17 protein-coding genes are annotated in these 19,586 nt (G+C 70.0%); 8 read left to right on the top strand and 9 right to left on the bottom strand.

The features are described 5' to 3' along the window. The first annotated feature begins 264 nt into the window (after positions 1 to 264). Complete coding sequence (locus OV427_RS43530; protein ID WP_267862132.1) at positions 265 to 522, top strand: hypothetical protein; 258 nt, start codon at positions 265 to 267, stop codon at positions 520 to 522. Here the strand turns inward: OV427_RS43530 and OV427_RS43525 are convergent. Continuing rightward, on the bottom strand, positions 519 to 2,240 hold the full coding sequence (locus OV427_RS43525) for a lamin tail domain-containing protein (RefSeq protein WP_267862131.1): 1,722 nt from the start codon (positions 2,238 to 2,240) through the stop codon (positions 519 to 521). The genes OV427_RS43530 and OV427_RS43525 overlap by 4 nt on opposite strands. A gap of 292 nt (positions 2,241 to 2,532) precedes the next feature. Here OV427_RS43525 and OV427_RS43520 point away from each other — a divergent pair, with 292 nt between their 5' ends. Beyond that, positions 2,533 to 3,174 carry an RNA ligase family protein gene (locus OV427_RS43520; protein WP_267862130.1) on the top strand — a complete coding sequence of 214 codons (642 nt, stop codon included), beginning with the start codon at positions 2,533 to 2,535 and terminating at the stop codon, positions 3,172 to 3,174. 61 nt (positions 3,175 to 3,235) lie between these two features. Here OV427_RS43520 and OV427_RS43515 read toward each other — a convergent pair whose 3' ends face one another. Then, a complete protein-coding gene (locus tag OV427_RS43515; protein WP_267862129.1) occupies positions 3,236 to 5,461 on the bottom strand; it encodes a hypothetical protein in 2,226 nt (741 codons plus the stop codon). Between the two features lie 319 nt (positions 5,462 to 5,780). Here OV427_RS43515 and OV427_RS43510 point away from each other — a divergent pair, with 319 nt between their 5' ends. After that, entirely contained in the window at positions 5,781 to 6,962 is a 1,182-nt protein-coding gene (locus tag OV427_RS43510) for a non-canonical purine NTP pyrophosphatase (protein WP_267862128.1), read from the top strand. Then, positions 6,959 to 7,780, top strand: coding sequence for a nucleotidyl transferase AbiEii/AbiGii toxin family protein (locus tag OV427_RS43505; RefSeq protein ID WP_267862127.1), 822 nt, complete (start codon positions 6,959 to 6,961; stop codon positions 7,778 to 7,780). Before OV427_RS43510 ends, OV427_RS43505 begins: the two co-directional genes overlap by 4 nt. On the opposite strand, the gene OV427_RS43500 is transcribed toward OV427_RS43505, so the two are convergent. After that, the gene (locus tag OV427_RS43500) at positions 7,753 to 8,409 is read right to left on the bottom strand and encodes a LysE family translocator (protein WP_267862126.1); all 657 of its coding nucleotides are present in this window, start codon (positions 8,407 to 8,409) and stop codon (positions 7,753 to 7,755) included. The two genes, OV427_RS43505 and OV427_RS43500, sit on opposite strands and share 28 nt — an antisense overlap. A 71-nt stretch (positions 8,410 to 8,480) precedes the next feature. Between OV427_RS43500 and gcvA the strand changes: the two genes are divergently transcribed. From gcvA to OV427_RS43485, 3 genes are read left to right on the top strand one after another with little or no spacing between them, the layout of a single operon-like run. After that, positions 8,481 to 9,365: a transcriptional regulator GcvA gene (gene gcvA / locus OV427_RS43495; protein WP_267862125.1), complete on the top strand. Its 885-nt coding sequence runs from the start codon at positions 8,481 to 8,483 to the stop codon at positions 9,363 to 9,365. Between the two features lie 49 nt (positions 9,366 to 9,414). Beyond that, positions 9,415 to 9,747 carry a PadR family transcriptional regulator gene (locus OV427_RS43490; RefSeq protein WP_163992570.1) on the top strand — a complete coding sequence of 111 codons (333 nt, stop codon included), beginning with the start codon at positions 9,415 to 9,417 and terminating at the stop codon, positions 9,745 to 9,747. 8 nt (positions 9,748 to 9,755) lie between these two features. Beyond that, positions 9,756 to 12,416, top strand: coding sequence for an ABC transporter permease (locus tag OV427_RS43485; RefSeq protein ID WP_267862124.1), 2,661 nt, complete (start codon positions 9,756 to 9,758; stop codon positions 12,414 to 12,416). A 10-nt stretch (positions 12,417 to 12,426) separates the two neighbouring features. On the opposite strand, the gene OV427_RS43480 is transcribed toward OV427_RS43485, so the two are convergent. From OV427_RS43480 to OV427_RS43465, 4 genes are all read right to left on the bottom strand, one after another. After that, entirely contained in the window at positions 12,427 to 12,921 is a 495-nt protein-coding gene (locus OV427_RS43480; RefSeq protein ID WP_267862123.1) for a hypothetical protein, read from the bottom strand. Between the two features lie 34 nt (positions 12,922 to 12,955). Further along, positions 12,956 to 14,023 carry a hypothetical protein gene (locus OV427_RS43475; protein WP_267862122.1) on the bottom strand — a complete coding sequence of 356 codons (1,068 nt, stop codon included), beginning with the start codon at positions 14,021 to 14,023 and terminating at the stop codon, positions 12,956 to 12,958. 99 nt (positions 14,024 to 14,122) lie between these two features. Further along, positions 14,123 to 16,012: a hypothetical protein gene (locus OV427_RS43470; protein ID WP_267862121.1), complete on the bottom strand. Its 1,890-nt coding sequence runs from the start codon at positions 16,010 to 16,012 to the stop codon at positions 14,123 to 14,125. Between the two features lie 157 nt (positions 16,013 to 16,169). Then, positions 16,170 to 17,330, bottom strand: a complete 1,161-nt coding sequence (locus tag OV427_RS43465; protein ID WP_267862120.1) for an AI-2E family transporter — start codon at positions 17,328 to 17,330, stop codon at positions 16,170 to 16,172. A 105-nt stretch (positions 17,331 to 17,435) separates the two neighbouring features. On the opposite strand from OV427_RS43465, the gene OV427_RS43460 reads away from it, so the two are divergent. Then, positions 17,436 to 17,915, top strand: coding sequence for a hypothetical protein (locus tag OV427_RS43460; RefSeq protein WP_267862119.1), 480 nt, complete (start codon positions 17,436 to 17,438; stop codon positions 17,913 to 17,915). Between the two features lie 30 nt (positions 17,916 to 17,945). Here OV427_RS43460 and OV427_RS43455 read toward each other — a convergent pair whose 3' ends face one another. Both OV427_RS43455 and OV427_RS43450 read right to left on the bottom strand, forming a co-directional pair. Beyond that, a complete protein-coding gene (locus OV427_RS43455) occupies positions 17,946 to 18,062 on the bottom strand; it encodes a hypothetical protein (protein ID WP_015349395.1) in 117 nt (38 codons plus the stop codon). A 43-nt stretch (positions 18,063 to 18,105) separates the two neighbouring features. Then, a complete protein-coding gene (locus OV427_RS43450; RefSeq protein WP_267862118.1) occupies positions 18,106 to 19,479 on the bottom strand; it encodes a P1 family peptidase in 1,374 nt (457 codons plus the stop codon). Positions 19,480 to 19,586 lie beyond the last annotated feature (107 nt).

Here is a 19,586-nt window from a genome sequence, read left to right as displayed (position 1 = left end):
GGGGACTTTGTCATGTGCATTTTCTTCGTGAGCGCGGCGTCAAGAGGCATTCGTCTGTCTGGGAAGGAGCCAGCCAATGCTGAAACAAGTCACCTGCGCACCTTGGCTCAACACCTTCTTTGAAGGGGATGTCGTCATCGGAAGGGCATCGTGAACGCCCGACCGCTGCCTGGCCTCTTTTGTGAGGCTCAATCCCGATGTTCTCTAGAGCACAAGCGGCGTGCAGTTGGCACCTGAACGGGCACCCAGGTGGGCGCCAGCCTCATGTTTCTGCACTTGGAGCTTCGCCGCATCCAGACACCGCGCGGCAGCTCGCTGCCGGCGTCTGCGTCGCCGACAGCGAGGGGTCCCACGGCCCCTGGCGGCAAGAAGACCTCGGGTGGCTACGCGAACACGCGAGTGCCGGACGGGTCGTCGGAGGTCCTCCAGGAAGCAAAGACATACGCCCACCAGACGAGGACGTATTGGGCCTGGACCATCAACAACGTGCCCGCCCGCGAGGTGCAAACAGGCGCGCGCTAGAACGCAGAGCCGTTCGCGCGCGTGCCTGGAGAGGCACTGAGAGTGGACAGGCTCGTATGGAGCACGAAGCTCCCCGTCGCGCTGCCATCCGGATTGCGGTTCATGGACACACCGTCCTGTCCCGCGAGTGACGCGGCATAGGTATACGCATCCACCACCGTGCCGCCCGTCTTCTGGAGCGTCACGGTGTCTCCGCCGTTGTTGAGGCTGAGTCCGCCCGTGGTGGCGCCCACGGCGTTGCTCACACCCGCCGGAATGGACACCGTCTTGCCGAACACCACGAGCGCCCTGCCCGCTCCCAGCACGGTGCCGCTGGCGAAGGTGTGCCGCAGGCCCGTCGCGTCCCACAGCGTCCACCCGCTCAGGTCCACCAGGGAGCCTCCCGTGTTGAGCAACTCGACGAACTCCGTGCCAGCATCCGAGCCGATTTCATTGGCGAGAATCTCGTGCAGCACCACGTTGCCCGGGGTGTTGGTGGAGGTGATGGTGAACGCCCCATCGCTGCTGTCCGCGAGCGACCCGTTCGCCGCGTCACTCACCCGGACGCGAGCCAGCGAGGCCGCGATGTCCGGCACCGTCCACGTGTAGCTGCCCGAAGCCCCCGATGCAGTGCCAATCAAGGCCCACGCACCACCGTCATCAAGCGAGTACTCCAACTTCACCGTCGGCACCTGGGTCGCGGTCCAGGTGATGGTCCGCGCACCGCCGCCCGCCCAGCTCTCTCCGCCGTTGGGTGAGATGACGGTCAGCGCCGCGCCCTCGTTGCCCCAAGTGTAGCGCGTGAGGACCGGGTAGTGGTCCGTGGTGGTCGTGTCATAGCTCGGGATGTACGCGTCCACGCGGTACACCTCGGCCGAGCCCGCCACATGCAGCGCCCGCAGCTCATTCGTCGCGAGGTGGTGGTCGATGACGGCCTTGTAGCCCACGGTGGACGTGAGGTTCGCGTCCGAGAGCGCCTTGGTCGGGAAGGAGTAGTCCGCCGTGTCGAGCACGAAGTTCTCGTACGGGGACGCGCGGCTGGAAGAGATGGACACGTCCACGTCGTCGTTGAAGTCGCCGATGACCAGCACCTTCGCCGTGGGCCACGTGCTGTCCAGGTACGCCTTGAGCACCTGCGAGCCGTCCACGCGCCGCTGCCAGCTGTCCACGTCGCTCAGCGCCTTGGCGTGCATGACGATGACCACGATGTCCTCGGTGTGCCCGTTGAGGCCCACCCGCATCCGCACCTCGAGCGGCGGGCGGCCACCGAAGTACGTGGCATCCGCGGTGAGGATGACACGCGCGCCCAACACGGAGGCGACCGCCGGCTTGTAGAGGAGCCCCACCTTCTGCTCGCCCGGCGTGTAGTACGTGCTGCCGCCCACCACGCTGGAGTCACTGCCGAGCAGCCCCGCGTAGCCGGGGAGCTGGGAGACCAGACTGTTGAACTGCGCGGCGCTGACGATTTCCTCCACGCCCCAGACGTCCAGGTCGGCACCGAGGATGACGTCCCGCGCGTTCTGGAGCTGGAGCGTCTCGTCGCTGGGACCGTGGGACGTGGAGCCGAAGTACTCCAGGTTCCAGCAGCCGACATCCAGCGTGCTGGCGAAGCCCCGGGACGGAATCGAGACGGCGTCCTCGCGCTCGCCAAGTGGGGCCTCGGAGACAAAGGCGGACGGGTCGCCTCCGCAAGCGGTGGCCAGCGAGAGGAACAGCAGCAGGGAGCGCAACCGTGACATGAGTGGGTCCTCGTTGGGGGGAGCGGCGGATCTGACGATTCACGTGCCGCGCCGCAAGGACCTTGATGCAAACGAGACGGTCACGGCTTCGTGCAGGTGTCACCTGGATGTCGCGAGCGCCTGAATCACGCAGGTGACACATCGGGCCGGCGACACGCGGTCCAGTGCTACCCTTCCTCCGGTGTTACCGCACCCCACCCCGGACTTCCGCCCCCTTGGCCGCAAGGCCTATGGCTCCATTCCCCACCTCCCTGGCTCGCGCACCGGGCCGGCGGATCGCCACCTCTCTTCCGTGCTTGCGCGGGTGTGCACCGAGCGCACCCGGGACGCGAGAGACCATGTCGTCGTGCTGGAGAAGCTCGACGGCTCGTGTGTGGCCGCGGCGCGCGTGGGGGACTCGCTGCTGGCACTGGGCCGCGAGGGGCGCCTGGCGTCGCAGTCCCCCAACGAGTCGCGCCGACTCTGGGCCGCGTGGGTGGCCGCGAACTCGGCGCGCTTCCTGGCCGTGCTCCAGCCGGGAGAGCGACTTGTCGGCGAGTGGCTGGCCCTGGCGCACGGCACCCGCTACACGCTGACGCACGAGCCCTTCGTCGCCTTCGACCTGATGCGCGATAGCGAACGGCTGCCGTGGCACGAGCTCACCGCGCGAATCGGGGCCGGGGGCTTCAGGACTCCGGGCCTGCTCCATGAGGGCGGGCCGCTGGGCATCGACGCGGCGATGGCACGGCTCCAGGCGGGCGGCTTCCACGGGGCCGTGGACCCGGTGGAGGGGGCCGTCTGGCGGGTGGAGCGGCGGGAAGGCACGGGTGTCCGAGTGGAGCTCCTCGCCAAGTATGTCCGGCCGGACAAGGTGGACGGCAGCCTCCTCCCTGAGAACACGGGGCGGCCCGCCGTGTGGAACTGGCGCCCCGAACCAGGGGCGCCCTCGCCGTAGAGCCGGACGAGACGGCGCTGCTGCACGACCCCGATGTGGCGAGCTCGAAGGTCCCGTGTCGTCAGTCCCGGCGGCGTCGACGGGCCCCCATGCCCAGACACGTGGCGAGCATGACGAGCCACGCATTCCCTCCCGTAAGGCCGGTGAGGCAACTGGAGCCACCCGGCTTGCCCGGGCCACTGCCACCGTCCGCGACGGCCCCCGCATCAATTCCTGGCGGCGGCCCGGCATCGCTCCCAACAGTCCCGCCATCATTCGCTCCGGCGTCATTTCCACCATCGACGGGACCCGCATCGGCCACTCCACTTCCGGCGTCCTCCGGCCAGGGCATGTCACATCCGCCATCGCCGTTGCAGCTCGCGCACGTCCCGGGTCTGGGCTCGCCAGCGGGAACCGTCGTGCAGAGCCCCTCCGTGCCGGGCAGGTTGCAGGACTCGCACGTCCCACTGCACGCCGTCTGGCAACACACGCCATCCACGCACCAGCCCGTCTCACATTGAGCAGAGACGGAGCAATTGGAGCCCTCCGCCATGAAGGCGTTGAGCGTCCACGTGCCTCCAATCCCGTAGTAGTAGTCTCTGCCGCCACCCCACTTCACGACGGTGTGACCGAGCGTGGCGGCGGCGGCCTCATGGAGACCCGGCGGCGTGCGGGTCGTCTGCGGCTGGGACCACCCCGTCACGGGGTCATAGAGCCAGGTGTCACTCAGGAAGACTCCGCTCGACGAGGGACTGCTGCGACCACCGTTGAGCACCGCCTTGCCGTCGAGCTCCGCCATGATGGGGGCATAGCGAGCGCCGGGACCTCGGGCTCCCGGAAGCCAGTTGGTCCCGTTCCAGATCCACAAATCCGAGTAGTAGTAGGTGTTCGACGGATTGGCCCCATCGGTGTACGCGCCTCCAAAGAGCAGCACGCTCCCGGCGACGGTGGCCATTCCGTAGCCGCCGCGCGAGCCAGGGCGATTCGTGGGCGCCAGTTGCTTCCAGTCGACCCCATCGAACTGCCAGGTGTCCGCCAGCGAGAGCTGGGACAGGTCGAGTCCCCCGAAGAGGACCAGACGGCCGCCGAGCGGCGCCATTCCGACGTACTTCCTCGCCCCGGGCGTGTGGGCGGTGGTCAATCCCGTCCAGTTGTTGCCATCCCAGAGCCAGGTCCGGGTGTCGCTCCCACCGCCGTACATCACGACCTTGTTTCCCAGCGTCGCCATGGCCGCGTATTGCCGCGCCGGGGGCACCGTTGCCGGCGTGCGCTGGCTCCAGGCCCTGCCATCCCACTCCCAGGTCTGGGTGTCGCGGAAGAGGACGACCTTGCCACCCAGGGTCGCCATCGACGCGCCCTTCATCGAGACCGGCATCTTCCAGCGCTCGGTCCACGTCGTTCCGTCGAAGGTCCAGGTGTCGTAGGTGGTGCTCCCGGAGACGCTGCCCCCGAAGAGGAGCACCGTCGGGCCCGCGGCGACCATGGGGCCGGGGCTTCGCGTCGTCGGCGACGCGACCGGGCTGGCCTTCACCCAGTCGGCGCCCGACCACCGCCAGGTGCTGGTGCCATCGTAGGCGAGCGGCACGCCCCCGAGCGTCGCCAGCTCGTAGCGTGACAGCCCGGGCAGCGAGGTCGGCGTGGCGATCTTCGTCCAGCCGGAGCCATCGAAGGTCCAGGTCTCCGCCGCGAAGGGGGCGCTGGAGTCGTAGCCGAGCAGGAGCGCCGAATCGCCCACCGTCACCATGGAAACCGAGGGCGTGGCGGGGCTGGTGGCGGTGGTGATGCGCGTCCAGTCCACCCCATCCCAGGTCCAGGTATCGTCGAGACGGCCCTGGGCGGAGTGGCCGCCATACATCACCACCTTGCCCGCGACGACCGTCATCCCCTGTCCGGCGCGAGCCGGCGGGGTGGTCGCGGGGAGCAGCCGCGTCCAGCCCGTCCCATCCCACTGCCAGGTCTCGTCGACATACGCATTCGAGCTCGAGTCGTAGCCGCCGAACATGAGGAGGCCGGCGCCATGGGCCACCATGTGGCCGACCGAGCGAGATGACGGCCACCCTTGCGCTACCCGTGGGTTCCACGCGGCACCGTCCCAGGTGAACATGCCCTCGGAGTTGCTGAAGAGAACGGCCTGCGTCCCTAGCGAAGCCAACACGTAGCCATCCTGGGGCCGAGGGTACTCGGCGAACTGCCAGCTGACGGTGGTGACGGGTGTGAGCCCCTGCTCGCTGGCAGCCTCTGCGAAGGGAGTGGGCTCCTCCACGGCGTTGCACGCGAGGCAGAGGACCAGCAGAGCCGGCAAGGTCAATCGGTATGGATTCATGGGGTGCTCGAAAACAGGGTGAAGGGGCTCGTGGCGAGCGAGCCCTTCCTTCGAGCGTGGCGCCTGCCCCTACGGAGGATGTCGACAGACATTTGTCACCTGAGCGCGCTGATGGATCGCTCTCCGGGCAGGAATGAACGGGTCCTCGGGGCGTGAGGGCGCCGTTGTCAGGGTGGACCCCCTGTCCAGGTATGTACGGCCGGACAGGGTGGATGGCAGGCTCCCGCCTGGGAACACGGGACGGGCCGCCGTGTGAAACCGGCGCTCCGTGCGCGGGGTGCCCTCGCCGTAGGGAGTGCCAGCCGTGACACGTGCGTTCTTCGTCACCGGGAATCAATACAAGGCCGACGAGGTGGCCCGGCTGCTCGCGGGCCTCGACGTCACGTGGCGGAAGCTCGCGCTGCCGGGGCTCGACGAGGCGGAGTCCCTCGACCTGGCGGGGCTGGCGAAGCGCAAGGTGCTGGCGGCATACCGCGAGCTCGGTGCGCCCTGCTTCGTGGAGACGACGGCGCTGGAGCTGGACGGCGGCCCCGTGCTCACAGGCGCGCGGTTCAAGAAGCAGGTGCTCGCGATGGGCGAGCGCGCATTCCTCGCGGCCCACGGTGGGCGCCGGGGCCGCACGCGCGTGGCGGTGGCGTACACGGAGGATGGCCATCCGGAGCGCGTGGCCCTCTTCGAGGACGCCATCGAGGGCACGCTGCTGGCCGAGCCTCGTGGCGAGGGTGGCTACGGGTGGGACCGCGCGTGGGTGCCGGACGGCTTCCTGCGCACGCTCGGGGAGATGCCGAGAAACAAGTTCTTCCTCAACATGCGGCACCGGCCCTACCTGGAGCTGGCGGACCGGCTGCGGGCACAGTCCCAGGGTGGTGCCTATGAGGCGCACATCACCGTCTCCGCGCGCTCGGAGGAGGACCTCCAGCGCTTCCGCGCGTTCTGCGACGCGGCGTCGGTGAAGTGCATCTTCATCGAGCTCGGCCGGGGCGCGGAGATCTTCCAGCCCATGACGGCCTCGTACCACCACGGCACGCTCCGTCAGGCGCGCGAGGAGGTGCAGGCCATGGCCCGCGCACTCGCGGCGGAGGGCTTCGACATCACGCGCCTGAAGCTGGAGGCGCTGGGGAAGAACCGGGACATTCCCGAGGACGACGCGACGGCTCGGGCCCAGCCGGCGAACTACTTCGAGTTCCACGTGAAGGCACTGGTGCCCTCGGGTGACTCGGGCGTGGAGGCGCTGCGGGCGCGGTGCGAGAAACACGGCGCGCACCTGTCTCGCAATGCGCGCAAGGTGCGCGAGGACGGCGCGTCCGAGCGCTTCGTCACGCTCCGGGTCTACGGGCTGGGCCGGACGAATGCGGACGCGCGCTTCACTGCGCTGCTGGAGGACCTGGCGGGGACGGGGCTGACGCTGACACAGCGGCTGCGCGAGTGGACGGTGTACGACTCGAACCACGGGTTGGACCGTGGCTGGCTGGAGGATGCGACGTGAGTGCCCATGCGTTGCCACTGCGCGCGGGGGCGGCGGTGTTGCGCCGCCTCGCGCGGTCCTCCGAGGTGGAGGCACTCGTCCTGCGGGGCGGGCTCATGATGCGCCTATGGAGTGGGCCGGTACCCCGGCCGGTGGAGGACCTGGACTTCCTCGCGCGGTTCCCCTTCGACGCAGCGGACACGTTGCGAAGGCTGGAGTCGGTCCTCCGTGTCGACGTGGGGGACGGGTTCTCCTTCGGCGCGCTGCGGTCCGAGGTCATCTGGGCGGAGACGCGGTTCCCAGGCGTGCGCGTCTTCGTGGAGACGCGGCTGCCCGGCGTGGACGGCGCATTCGAGCTGCGCATCGACACGGGCTTCGGCGACCCGATGGAGCCGGGGCCCGCGTGGACGGAGTACGACGTTGGCGAGGGCGGCGCCGCGCGGGTGCTGGCCTGCCGGCCGGAGACGCTGCTCGCGTGGAAGATGCACGGCCTGTTCGAGCGCGGGAAGGGCCGCTTCCGCCCCAAGGATTTGTTCGACGTGTACCTGCTCACCCGGTACGCGCCGATGGAAATGGAGCTGCTGCCACGTGCGCTGCGACTCGCATTCGAGTCACGGGGAGACTCGGTGGAGTTGATGGAGCGACTGATGGCGGGCGAGTTCGGCCGGAGCCCCTGGAGCAACGAGAAGTGGGCGCGCTACCGGGCCAGCCAACCGGAGGGACGGCCCGAGGCACTGGCGGACGTGGTGACAGCGGTGTCCGCCGCGCTCCTGCCTGTGTGGACGACCGCGCGCGAACAGCCAGCGTCCCTTCACGCCGGAGCCAGGAACGCCACGTAGCCGGCGACGGCGAGCATGCACAGGCCGAACGTCCAGCCCTGGATGCGCATGGCGCGCTCGGAGCGGAAGCGCCCCAGGATGAGCTTCCCTCCGTAGATCCACGGGAAATGACACACCACGCAGACGACGAGGAAGGCCAGCGTGAGCTGCGCCGTCTGCGTGAACATCGCTCGGGCCGGGTCGAGGAACTGGGAGAACATCACGACAATCATCGAGTGGATCTTCGGGTTGAGCGCGACCACCAGGAAGCCCTCCCCATACCCGAGGCGCGCCGGCTCTTCACGTGCCGCACCGGGCGCGGCGGACGAGCGGAAGAAGCCCCACGCGAGATACAGCAGGTACACCACCCCACCCCACTTCAGCGCCGGGTGCAGCCACGGGACGTCGTGCAGCACGCGCCCCAGGCCGAACCCATACAGGGCACAGAGCGCGACGTTGGCCATCTCGAAACCCAACCAGAAGAGCAGCGAGCCCCGGACGCCGAAGCGCCCGCCCGCGGTGGCGAGCACCGTGTTGCCGGGCCCGGGACTGAACACCATGGGCACCGTGTAGCCCACGAACAACCACCAGACTTCCGCCGTAATCATCGCCGTGCTCCCTCGCGCATCCGTCGCGCTCTTGCTCCGCACGACAAACACCGTTTCGAGGCGAGTCCCCAGCGAGCTATCCTCGCGCGCTCGATAAAGGGAGTTCATCGAGCATGCGCCGCATTCCACCGCTCGGCGCCCTCCGCGCCTTCGAGGCCGGGGCGAGACACCTGAGCTTCACCCGCGCCGCCACCGAGCTGGGCGTCACCCAGGCCGCCATCAGCCATCAGGTGCGCCAGCTCGAGGACTGGCTCGGCGTCTCCCTGTTCGAGCGCCGCGGCCACGAGCTGCGGCTCACCGCGAAGGGGGCGGCGTACCTCCGCGAGCTGACGCCCGTCTTCGACCGCATGTCCGAGGCCACCGCCCGCCTGTACGAGCGCGAGCAGGGGCCACTGCGCATCACCGTGCTGCCCGCGTTCGCCTCGTGCTGGCTGCTCCCTCGCCTGGAGGGCTTCCGGCAGTTGCATCCGGACATCGAGCTCCACCTCAACAGCTCAGCCGAGCTGTGGGACTTCCTCGACGACCGCTTCGACATCGGCATCCGCTCCGGCCTGGGCCGCTGGACGGGCCTCAAGGCGGAGCAGCTCGCACAGGAAGCACTCAGCCCCGTGTGCACTCCCGCGCTCGCGAAGAAGCTTCGCTCACCCTCCGACTTGAAGAAGGCGCGGCTCCTCCACGACACCCCGAAGGACGGCTGGCGGCGCTGGCTGGACTTCGCCGGAGTCGAAGGCGTGGACGCCGAGGCGGGCCCCGCGTTCAACGATGCCGGGCTCGTGCTCCAGGCCGCGCGCCAGGGACAGGGCGTGGCCCTCGGGCGGCTCATGCTCGCCTCGGACGACTTGAAGGCCGGGCGCCTCGTCCAGCCCTTCGCGAAGGCCCTTCCCAACGACTTCAGCTACTGGCTCGTCCATCCCCGCCCCCTTTCGGGACGACGGGACGTGGCCGCCTTCAAAGCCTGGCTGCTCTCCGAAGCGAAGGCCCTCCCCTTGACACCTTAGGGGAGTCGCGGGCACTCTCCCCTAAAACGTTGAGGGGAGAGCCGGGCGAATGTCGGACACGTCGCTGGAGCTGGTGCAGGGCACGCTGGACGTGCTCATCCTGAAGAGCCTGTCGTGGGGCGCGCGGCACGGCTACGCGGTGGCGGAGTCCATCAACGAGCGCAGCGGCCAGGTGCTCAAGGTGGAGGAAGGCGCGCTCTACCCCGCGCTGCACCGGCTGGAGAAGCGCGGCCTGCTCGAGGCCGAGTGGGGCCTGTCCGAGAACAACCGCCGCGCGAAGTTCTACAAGCTCACCTCCGCCGGCCGGGCCCACCTGCGCGCCCAGTCGCAGACGTGGACGCGCTACGCCGCCGCCGTGTCGCGCGTCCTCGAAGCCGCCTGAGTCCCGCCATGCAACTGCCCCCTGGCTTCAAGCGCCTGCTCAAGCTCGCCGCGCGCCCGCGCGCGGTGGAGCAGGACGTGGATGACGAGCTGCGGTTCCACCTGGAGATGCGCGCCGAGAAGCTCCAGCGCGAGGGCCTGTCCCCCACCGAGGCACACGACACCGCCCAGCGTGAGTTCGGGAACCTGGAGCACGTGCGTGCCGAGTGCGTGCGCCTGGGACACGAGAAGGAGCGGGAGATGAAGCGAAGCCTGTTCCTGGACGCGCTCGTGCAGGACGTGCGGTACGCGCTGCGCACGCTGCGCAAGGCCCCGGCCTTCTCGCTGGTGGCCGTGCTCACGCTGGCGCTGGGCATCGGCGCCACCACCGCCCTGTTCAGCGTGGTGCGGGGCGTGCTGCTCAAGCCGCTCCCCTTCCCCGCTTCCGAGCGGCTCGTCCGCCTGTGGCAGGCAAGCCCCGTGCTGGACTCGCCGCGCACCGTCCTCTCCCTTCCCGACCTCGAGGACTGGAAGGCCCGGCAGAAGTCGTTCACCGACCTGGGCGCGTGGTGGCACGTGCAGAACATGTCCGGCGTGGACCTGAGCGGGCTCGGAGACCCGGAGCTGCTCCAGGCCACGTACGTGACGGACGGGTTCTTCTCCACGCTCGGCATGGCGCCGCGGTTGGGACGGCCCTTCCTTCCGGAAGAGAACCGGCCGGGCCAGGACGCGGTGGTGGTGCTCAGCCACGGGCTCTGGACGCGGAAGTTCGGCGCGGACCCGGCGATGCTCGGCCGCAGCCTCACCCTGGACGGCGTGCCGCACACGGTGGTGGGCATCATGCCGCCCTCGTTCACCTTCCCCGGCGAGCAGATGGACGTGTGGGTGCCCCTGTCCAACATCCCGGAAAGCGGCATCCCCCGCACGCGCTTCAACCGCTTCCTCAACGTGGTGGTCCGCCTGAAGCCGGGCGTGACACTGGAGACGGCGAGCGCGGAGCTGGGCGGCATCACCCGGCAGCTCGCGGAGGCCTACCCGGACAGCAATGCGCAGTACCCGGGCATCACCGCCATCCCCCTGCACGAGGCGATGACGGGCGACGTGCGCACCGGTCTGCTGGTGGTGCTGGGCGCGGTGGGCCTGCTGCTGCTCATCGCCTGCGCCAACGTGGCGAACCTGCAGCTCGCCCGCGCCACCCTGCGCGAGCGGGAGCTGGCTGTGCGCGCGGCCCTGGGCGCGGGGCCGGGGCGACTGGTGCGCCAGCTCCTCACGGAGAGCGTAGTGCTCGCGGGGCTGGGCGGTGCGCTCGGCATCGCCCTGGCGGTGTGGGGCACCGAGGTGCTGGTGGGCCTCTCGGTGCATCAACTCCCCCGGCTGCGCGACGTGCGCGTGGACGGCGAGGTGCTGGCCTTCGCCGCTGGCGCCACGCTGCTCACGGGGCTGCTGTTCGGGCTGCTGCCCGCGCTGCGCGCCAGCACCACGAAACTGGAGCCGGTGCTGAAGGCGGGCTCGCGCGGCACGGTGGGCTCGGGTGGGGCGCGGCTGCGCGGCATGCTCGTCGTCGCGGAGGTGGCCATCGCGGTGGTGCTGGCCACGGGCGCGGGGCTCGCCACGCGCAGCCTCGCGAGGATGCTGGCGGAAGACCCGGGCTTCCGCTCGGAGGGCGCCGCGGTGGTCAGCTTCTCTGTGCCGGACTCCCGCAGGGAACAGAGCCGCGCCTATCTCGCCGAGGTGCTGGAACGGGTGCGCGCCCTCCCCGGCATCCAGTCCGCCGCGATGGTGAAGTACCTGCCGCTGGAGAGCGTGGGCGAGGACATGCCCTTCAACCGTCCCGGCCACCCGGAGGACACGGCGAACCCGCCGCACGCGTCGGTGATGCACGTGAGCACCGGCTACTTCAGCACCATGGGCATCCCCCTGCTCGGGGGGCGCGCCCACGAGGCCACGGACACGCAGCAGGCGCCCATCGTGATGGTGGTGAACCAGACCTTCGCCCGGCGCTACTTCCCCGGCGAGGACGCGGTGGGCAGGTCGGTGAAGGTCGGCACCACCGAGGCGGGCATCATCGGTGTGGTCGGTGACGTGCGGCAGGCAGGGCTCGCCGAGCCAGCCCCTCCGCTCGTCTACTTCCACGTGCAGCAGTTCTCCCGCTCCGCCACCAACCTGGTGCTGCGCGGACAGGGCGCGCTGCTGCCCATGGCCATCGCCGCACGCCAGGCCCTCTGGGCCATCGAGCCGAACCAGACCATCAGCCGCATCACCACACTGGACACGGTCGTGAGCGAGGCCGTGACGCGACCGCGCCTGCTGTCGGTGATGCTGGGTCTGTTCGCCGTGCTGGGGCTCGCGCTGGCGGCGGTGGGCATCTACGGCGTGCTGGCCTACACGGTGAGTCAGCGGCAGCGGGAGCTGGGGGTGCGGCTGGCGCTCGGGGCGAAGCCGGCGGACGTGCTGCGGCTGGTGTTGAAGAGCGGGATGGGCCTCGCGGGGACGGGCATCGCGCTGGGTGCGGCCGGTGCCTTCGTGCTGGCCCGGGTGATGGGCAGCATCCTCTACGGCATCGCCCCGCATGACCCGCTCACCTTCGGCGGCGTCATGGCGCTGCTGCTCGGCGTGGCGCTGCTGGCGTGTCTCATCCCCGCCCGCCGCGCCATGCGCGTGGACCCGGCCGTGACACTGCGGGGGGACTGAGCCCCGCCGCTCAGCGCGAGGCGCGGCGCTGAGCCGCGTCCACGGCTCTGGCGATGGCGGCGGAGTCCGGGACGATTCGCTTCGCCAGCTCCGCCACCTCCATGGCCGCATCCAGCTTGTCCTGCTCGCCCAGCGCGTGAATCCACCCGGCCCACGCCTCTTCGAGCAGGGAGAGCGCCGCGCTGGCGGCGGAGGCGAACGCAGCCTCCGCGTCCACGGGCGCATTCCGCGCGGTGGCGAGGAAGCGGCCCAATTCGATGAGCGGCTCCGGCGCTCCGGCGGAGACATCCGCCGCGGTGCGCAGGGCCCGCTCGGCCTCGTCGAGGTGGGCCTCGTCGCGCTCGAGCAGGCAGGTGCGGCTCAAGGCGAGCAGGTTCGGGACGAAGGCGGGACAGCCTTCCGCCAATGCGCGGTAGGCGTCGAGCCTTCGTGAGCCCTCCACCGGCTCCGCGTTCGCCGCCTTCCACTTCCGTCGCAACTCCTGGGGACTCGGGTGCGTGCTCATGCACCGCACTCTAGGCCCCAGGCGCGCGCCGTGCTCAGGGCTGGTTCGGGTCGCCGATGCCCTTGAACGGATTGAACGTGTACGTCGTCGAGAAGCGCGAGGACGGGCTGAAGTAGTACGCCGCGAGCTTCGCAGGGTCGGTGGCCAGTTCACCGCGCAGGATGGAGCCGTCGTTCTGGTCGTCCCAGCCCCAGGGCGCGTTCGCCGAGTTCGACGTGCACTGCCCCGCCACCGAGCCGCAACCACCGCCCGTGTCGCCCTTGAACGTGCCCTCGGACGCGAAGAGCGTGGTGAGGCTCCGGCGCGGCCACAGCCCCTCCGAGCCGTAGATGTCCACGAGCTTGTAGCGCACGTCCGAGTCCGTGGCCGACGAGGGCTCCTCCGCCGTGCTCAGCGAGGGGAAGTACTTCACGCCATCTCCGACGATGTCATACGCCGGCCAGGCCTTGAGCCCGTGGCCCTTGGCCTCCTGCGCGGTGATGGGATGGAGCACGCCCTCGAAGGACAGGGACGACAGCTTGCCGTCCACGGACTCCACCCCCGAGCCGATGGGGCTGCCGTCCGGTACGAACGAGAAGAAGTCCTTGTGCGCCACCGTCACCGCGCCGATGAGCGCCCCGTACTCGGTGCCGTTGCGCTCCACGATGAGCATCACGCCCTCGGCGTCGTTCTCATGCTCCGTGTCGAAGATGTTGTCGGCCCAGTCGCGCGGGTGGAAGAACGTGTAGACGAGGTACCAGTGCGAGCTCGTCTCCACCAGCGAGTGGTACGCGTGCGCCGTCAGCGCCCGGGAGCCGGCGTTGTCCCAGTTGTTCGTCCCGCTCCAGTCCCCGTCGAAGTCCACCCGGGTGATGTAGTCCGACTTGCCGCTCAGCGAGTGCGAGCCCGTCACGTCCACGTCCTGGTAGTGGATGGGCGCCCAACGCTTCGCGAGCGCGGCCCGGAACGCGGTGGAGGTGGGGCCTCCCGCGAGCCCCAGCCCGGACTCACCGAGATAGTCCTCGTCCAGCGACTCCGGACCGCAAGCAGCGAGCAGCATCAGCGCGGCGGGGACGACAGCGCGCGCGAGGGCACCACGAACGTGACGACCAACGGAGACCATGGAGGGTCCTCCCTTTCAGGCGGACTCCTACACGATTTCCTGATTGACGGGGTAAGACGATTTAACAGTTTACGCGCATTCCAAGTCCCGGCGCCGGGCTCAGTACGACGCGGTGAGGCCCCAGTGCAGGCTGGAGTAGGTCTCCTCCGCCACGCCGCCGGCCTCCCAGCCCGTGCGGGTGCCAGCGCCGGAGAAGGTGTCCTGGTAGCGCGACAGGCTGAAGCGCACCGAGTAGCCGAACGGACCCCACAGCTCACCGGCCACGCCCAGCTGCGCCTCCCAGCCGAAGCTGGAAACGGACGTGCCGTAGTCGCTGACCTCGAGTCCCAGCGCGCCGCCCTCGTCGTCGAAGCCCTCTCCCGGCTTCGGGTCGATGAAGACCTGCCCCGCGCCCTCCAGCCGCACCGAGCGCAGGAGCGGCACGGACACCTCCAGGCCCACCGCGGGGAACATGCGGTGCGTGCCCGTGAGCGGGCTCTCCGCGGACTCGTCCACGTCGAACGCGCGCGTGAGCAGGCCCGCGCGCAGCCCCGCGTAGCCGAGCAACTGCCGCGCCTCTCCGAGGCCGAAGTAGTAGCGGTACAGCGCCTGCGCCGTGAGCACCGAGTCGGTGGCCACCACCTCGCGCGTCACCGACTGGCCCGCGTCGCTCACCAGCGTCACGTTCGTGGACGAGTACCCACGCCGGTAGCCCAGCACCGCCCCCAGCCCGCGCACCGCCGACGGATTGCGCGCCAGAGGCAGCAGTTCCAGCTCCGCGGAGACGCCGAGGTACGGCACCGACGACGAGTAGTCCACCCGGTCTCCCAGCTGGTCATCCACCGCCTTGCGGTCGAACTCGCTGCACGACTTCACCCCGGGACGCGCGCAGTACTTGCGCCATGTCGTCGTGCCCCCGAGGAGCAGCCGCGCCAGTGGCGGGCGCACCGGCTCATCACCCACCGTGCCCCCCGAGCCCGTGTCCAGCGCCACCTCCAGGAACGGGTCCGTCGTGGTGTGCGACTCGGGGTCCACGACCATCGGCTCCGCGCTGTCGGTGTGACGCGAAGCCACGGCCACCGCGTCCGGGCGGATCACCGGCTTCTTCGGAGCGTCGGCCACGGAGACGTCCGGACGCGGCGCGGCGGTAGGAGGCGCTTCAACGGGCCGCTCCGCGACGGCCGGAGCATCCGGACCCGGTGCGACGGCGGGAGGCGCCTCGGCGGGCCGCTCCGTCACGGCCGGGGCATCAGGACGCTGTGCCGTCTCGGCAGGTGCTTCGGTGGGCCGCTCCGTCACGACCGGAGCGTTCGGACTCACGGGGGCCGGTGCCTCCGCCACCGCGGGAGGAGGCGCGGGCGTCACCGGCTCGGCGGGCTTCAGCGGTTCGGCCGGCGTCATGGGCTCGCCGGGAGAGACGCCCTGGGGCGACTCTGGCGCGGGCGCCGCGCGAGGCGCACGCACCGCGGCGGCAATGGCGAGCGCCGCCTTCTTCGCGTCCGCCGTGGAGAGCTTTCCACGCGTGAGCGCCACCTCCTGCTCGGACAGCACGCGCCCGTCGGCATCCAGCACGCGCACATGCAGCGAGGAGCCCACCGCGCCATCCACCGCCGAGTCGAGCTTCAGGCGCGGGGCCACCTTGACGAGCGCGCCCTCCGACGAAGCCTCGGCGCCGCGCAGGCCCGCCTTCTTCGCGGTGGCGGCGTACTGCTTCAGCGACACCACCGCGACCTGGCGCGTGCGGCGCAGCGCCGCATCCAACTGCGCGCGCACCCGGCCCCGCGAGTCGCCCTCCAGGCCCAGCACCACCACGCGCTGCCGCTGGGTCACGGACACCGACTTCTTCCGCTTCGCCACTGCCGGAGCGGACCCCTCCACGCGCTGCCGCGCGGCCACGGGCGCCGCCTTCTTCCGCTTGATGACGGCGGCCTGCGCCGACGGGGAGGCCAGCACCACCGCCAGGGCGAACACCATGCCCCAGCGGACCATCGCGTGTCCGGTGTTCATCATTCCCGAGGGAGGTTCACCCACCCCGCAGGCGATGTCCAGGCTCCAAGCCCGGAGGTCCGAGCCAGCAACCACCCCACGCGCTCAGGCCTTCATCGTCGCCGGAATGCCCGGAGCCGGGCATCGTCCCCAGCTCCAGGCCCCGAAGCCCTTCGCCCGCTCAGGCGTTCATCGTCGCCGGAGCGCCCAGGCCCGTGCCGCCCACCGGCATCGTCGACTCCATATCCGGCACCAGGGACGGCGACGAGTCCGCCGCCGCCTGCGTCGCCGCCAGGTGCTCCGCGCGGCCGATGCCGAGGAAGTCACGCCGGTAGATGCGCACCATGGCCATGAAGATGGAGGCGATGAGCGGCCCCACCAGCAGCCCCATCATCCCGAACACCGCCAGCCCGCCGAACATGGACAGGAAGACGAGCAGCGGGTGCAGCGCCATGCGCGCCCCGCACAGCTTCGGGCGGATGACGTTGTCGATGCTGCCCACCAGGAAGGTGCCCCAGGACAGGAGGAACACGCCCTCCGTCACCTTGTTCGTCGCGATGAGAATCACGCCGATGGGCCCCCACACCAGCGCCGTGCCGCCCACCGGCACCAGCGCCACCAGCACCATGGCCGCGCCCCACACCCCCGCATGCGGCACCCCGGCGATGAGCAACCCCACGAAGCCCACCGCCCCCTGGATGAGCGCCGTCACCGTGTTGCCGTAGACAATCGCGTACGCGACGTCGGTGAACTCCCGCGCGAAGGCCTCGAAGTAGCGCTTGTCCAGCGGGACGAGGCGCATCACCTCGGCCACCAGCCGGCGGCCGTCGAGGAAGAAGTAGTACATGGCCACGGTCATCAGGAACATGTTGACGACCAGCTCCGCGCCCGCGGTCGCCACGTCACCGAGCAGCGCCGCCCCGCCCGTCACCGCCGTCATCAGCGCCCGCTCCGTCTCCGCGCTCTCCGGGTCGAACCGGATGTACCGGCTCAAACCCCGGGGCAGCGAAGAGGCGAACTGGTGACGCAGGTCCACCTGCTCCAGCAGGTCCTGCGCCTGCCCCACGAACTGGAGCAGTTCCTTCGCCACCATCCACCCCACCAGCGCCAGCGGGGCCAGGATGAGCAGGAACACCGTGAGGGTGGACAACCCGGCCGCGAGCGACTTGCGGCCCCGCAGCTTCTGGCCCAGGTAGTCCTGGACCGGCATGAAGAGGACGACCAGGAAGCCGCCCAGCAACACCGGCATGAGGAACGGAAGAAGAATCCTGGAGAAGAGAATCAACGCGAAGGCAAAGAGCCCCGCGAACACGTAGTTCGACCACCGCCGAGTTTCACCCACCGCCCCACCCCACCCCGCCCGCCCCGCGGGCCACCGACGCCACCCCAAACTAGGAACCCCGCTTCCCACCGGGAAGTCCGGGTTCACCCCCGCCGAGGATCAACCATGACTTCTGGACGTTTCACGCCCGCGGTGCTCACCGCCCTGTTGTCCCTCGCCGCCTCCGCGTGTGGGGAAGGGGCCTCCCCCTGCACGGATTGCCCCGCCATCGAAGGGCGCTACCGGATGAACTTCGGGGATGGGGGCGTGCCGGCCGAGTGCAGCGCGCTCGCCGTGGACCTGCCCCGGGGCCGTCCGCTGGACATCGCGCGCACGGGGGACGCCCTCACGGGCTCGCTGGAGGGGGTGTCCCTGCGGGGCACCGTCTCCAGTCAGGGGACCTTCAACCTGTCGGGGAACGCCAGCGGCACCCCGGACGGGGGCCTCACGCAGAACCTGAGCCTGGCTGGCAGCTTCACGCCCCCGGTGACGGATGGCGGAACGGCACGGCTGGCGGGGACCTACACCGGCACCTTCACGCGCGCCGGGCCGAACGGGTCCCAGCGCTGCAACGTCATCAGCCCGTTCTCGGCGACCCGGGAGTAGCACCTCGGGCCGCTCGAGCGCGGGGGCTGGTTACTTCTTCTTCGCCTCGGCGGCCTTCGCCTCGGCCTTCTGCTTCTTGGCCCGCTTCTTCCAGGCCTGCTTGATCTTCATCTGCACGCGACGGTGCTTGCTCTTGCTGCGGGCCATCGTTGACTCCTGCGCTCCGGGACGGAGACGTGAAAAGAAGGGCCTACGTATCAGAACCGGATGGGCTCCCGGAAGAGGAACCCTCTGGAGGGGGTTCCGGAGCCTCCCCCGGAGCCTCCTCCGAGGGCTCATCCGGGGCCGGCCGGGTGGGGAACGGAATCCCCTCCGCCCCCCGGACCTGGGTGGGTCTGGCGGAGGACACCGTCACCTCCCCCTCCCGGTCCTCGTCGCTCGGCCGCTCGCGGGACACGGGGGCGCTGCTCTGCTGGGGGCGCTTCTTCACCGAGGCGAAAATCGGCTTGAAGGCGTCCAGGGCGCGCCGGACCTCGTCCAGGGGCAGCGCCGGGCTGTGGTTGCCATTCACGCCCGTCATGGACGTGGCCATGCACATGGCGTTGAGGATGGCCTCCTCGGTGGCCTCCATCACCGCCTCGTAGAGGGGGTCCAGCCGCTGATCCAGGAGGATCTTCAGCTTGTAGACCATCTTCTGCGTGCGCCTGGGGATGATGTTCGCGGTGGAGAAGCCGACGACGATTTCGCCCGAGCCGTGCGCCGCGTAGCTGCCCACCCGGCCGATGCCCAGCGCCACGCGCTTGCACAGGCGGTTGATTTGATGGCTCAACAGCGGCGCGTCCGTGGCCACCACGGCGATGATGGAGCCGTACGTGTGGCCGCGCTTGGGCGTGTCCTTGAACTTCTCGGCCAGCACCTCGCCCACCGGCAGGCCGCCCACCCTCAGGTTGTGCATCTTCCCGAAGTTGGACATCACCAGCACGCCCAGGGTGTAGCCGCCGAGCACCTCCGGAAGTTTCCGGGAGGACGTGCCGATGCCGCCCTTGAAGTCGCACGTCACCATGCCGGTGCCGCCGCCCACGTTGCCCTCGGCCACGGGGCCCGTCTTCGCGCTGAGGATGGCCTCGTAGACGTGCTCCTCGCGCACGTGCCGGCCGGCGATGTCGTTGAGCCACGAGTCGTCGCACTCGCCCACCACGGGGATGATGACGTCGTGCTCGTCGCCGATGCCGGGGTAGCGCTCCACCTGGTGGCGGGCCACGCCGTCGGACACCGCGCCCACCGCCATGGTGTTGGTGAGGAGGATGGGTGTCTCGATGAGGCCCCACTCCATGAGTTGCGTCATGCCGGAGACCTCGCCCGCGCCGTTGAGCACGAAGCCGCCTCCGTTCATGCGCTCCATGAAGATGTTGCCGTTGTTGGGCATGATGGCCGTCACGCCCGTGCGCACCGGGCCATGACCGGGCCGCAGCGGGCCCTCGCCCTTGATGATGGTGCTGTGCCCGACGAGCACCCCTTCCACGTCGGTGATGGCGTTGAACTTCCCGGGCTTGAAGCGTCCCAGCGGAAGTCCCAGCTCACGGGCACGGACGCGGGGCCCGGTCTCCTCGGGGATGTGCACCATAGGCGGAGGACACTATCCGACCATCCCCCACCGTCAATCACTCCGCGCATGCCCCGGCAGGGAGCTTCCATGTACGCGTGTCCGCGAATGGCCGGCCCGCGGCGGAA

Source organism: Pyxidicoccus sp. MSG2 (assembly GCF_026626705.1).
GTDB lineage: Bacteria > Myxococcota > Myxococcia > Myxococcales > Myxococcaceae > Myxococcus.
Note: the sequence above shows the minus strand (reverse complement) of the source record. Positions and strands in the feature narration are given on the sequence as shown.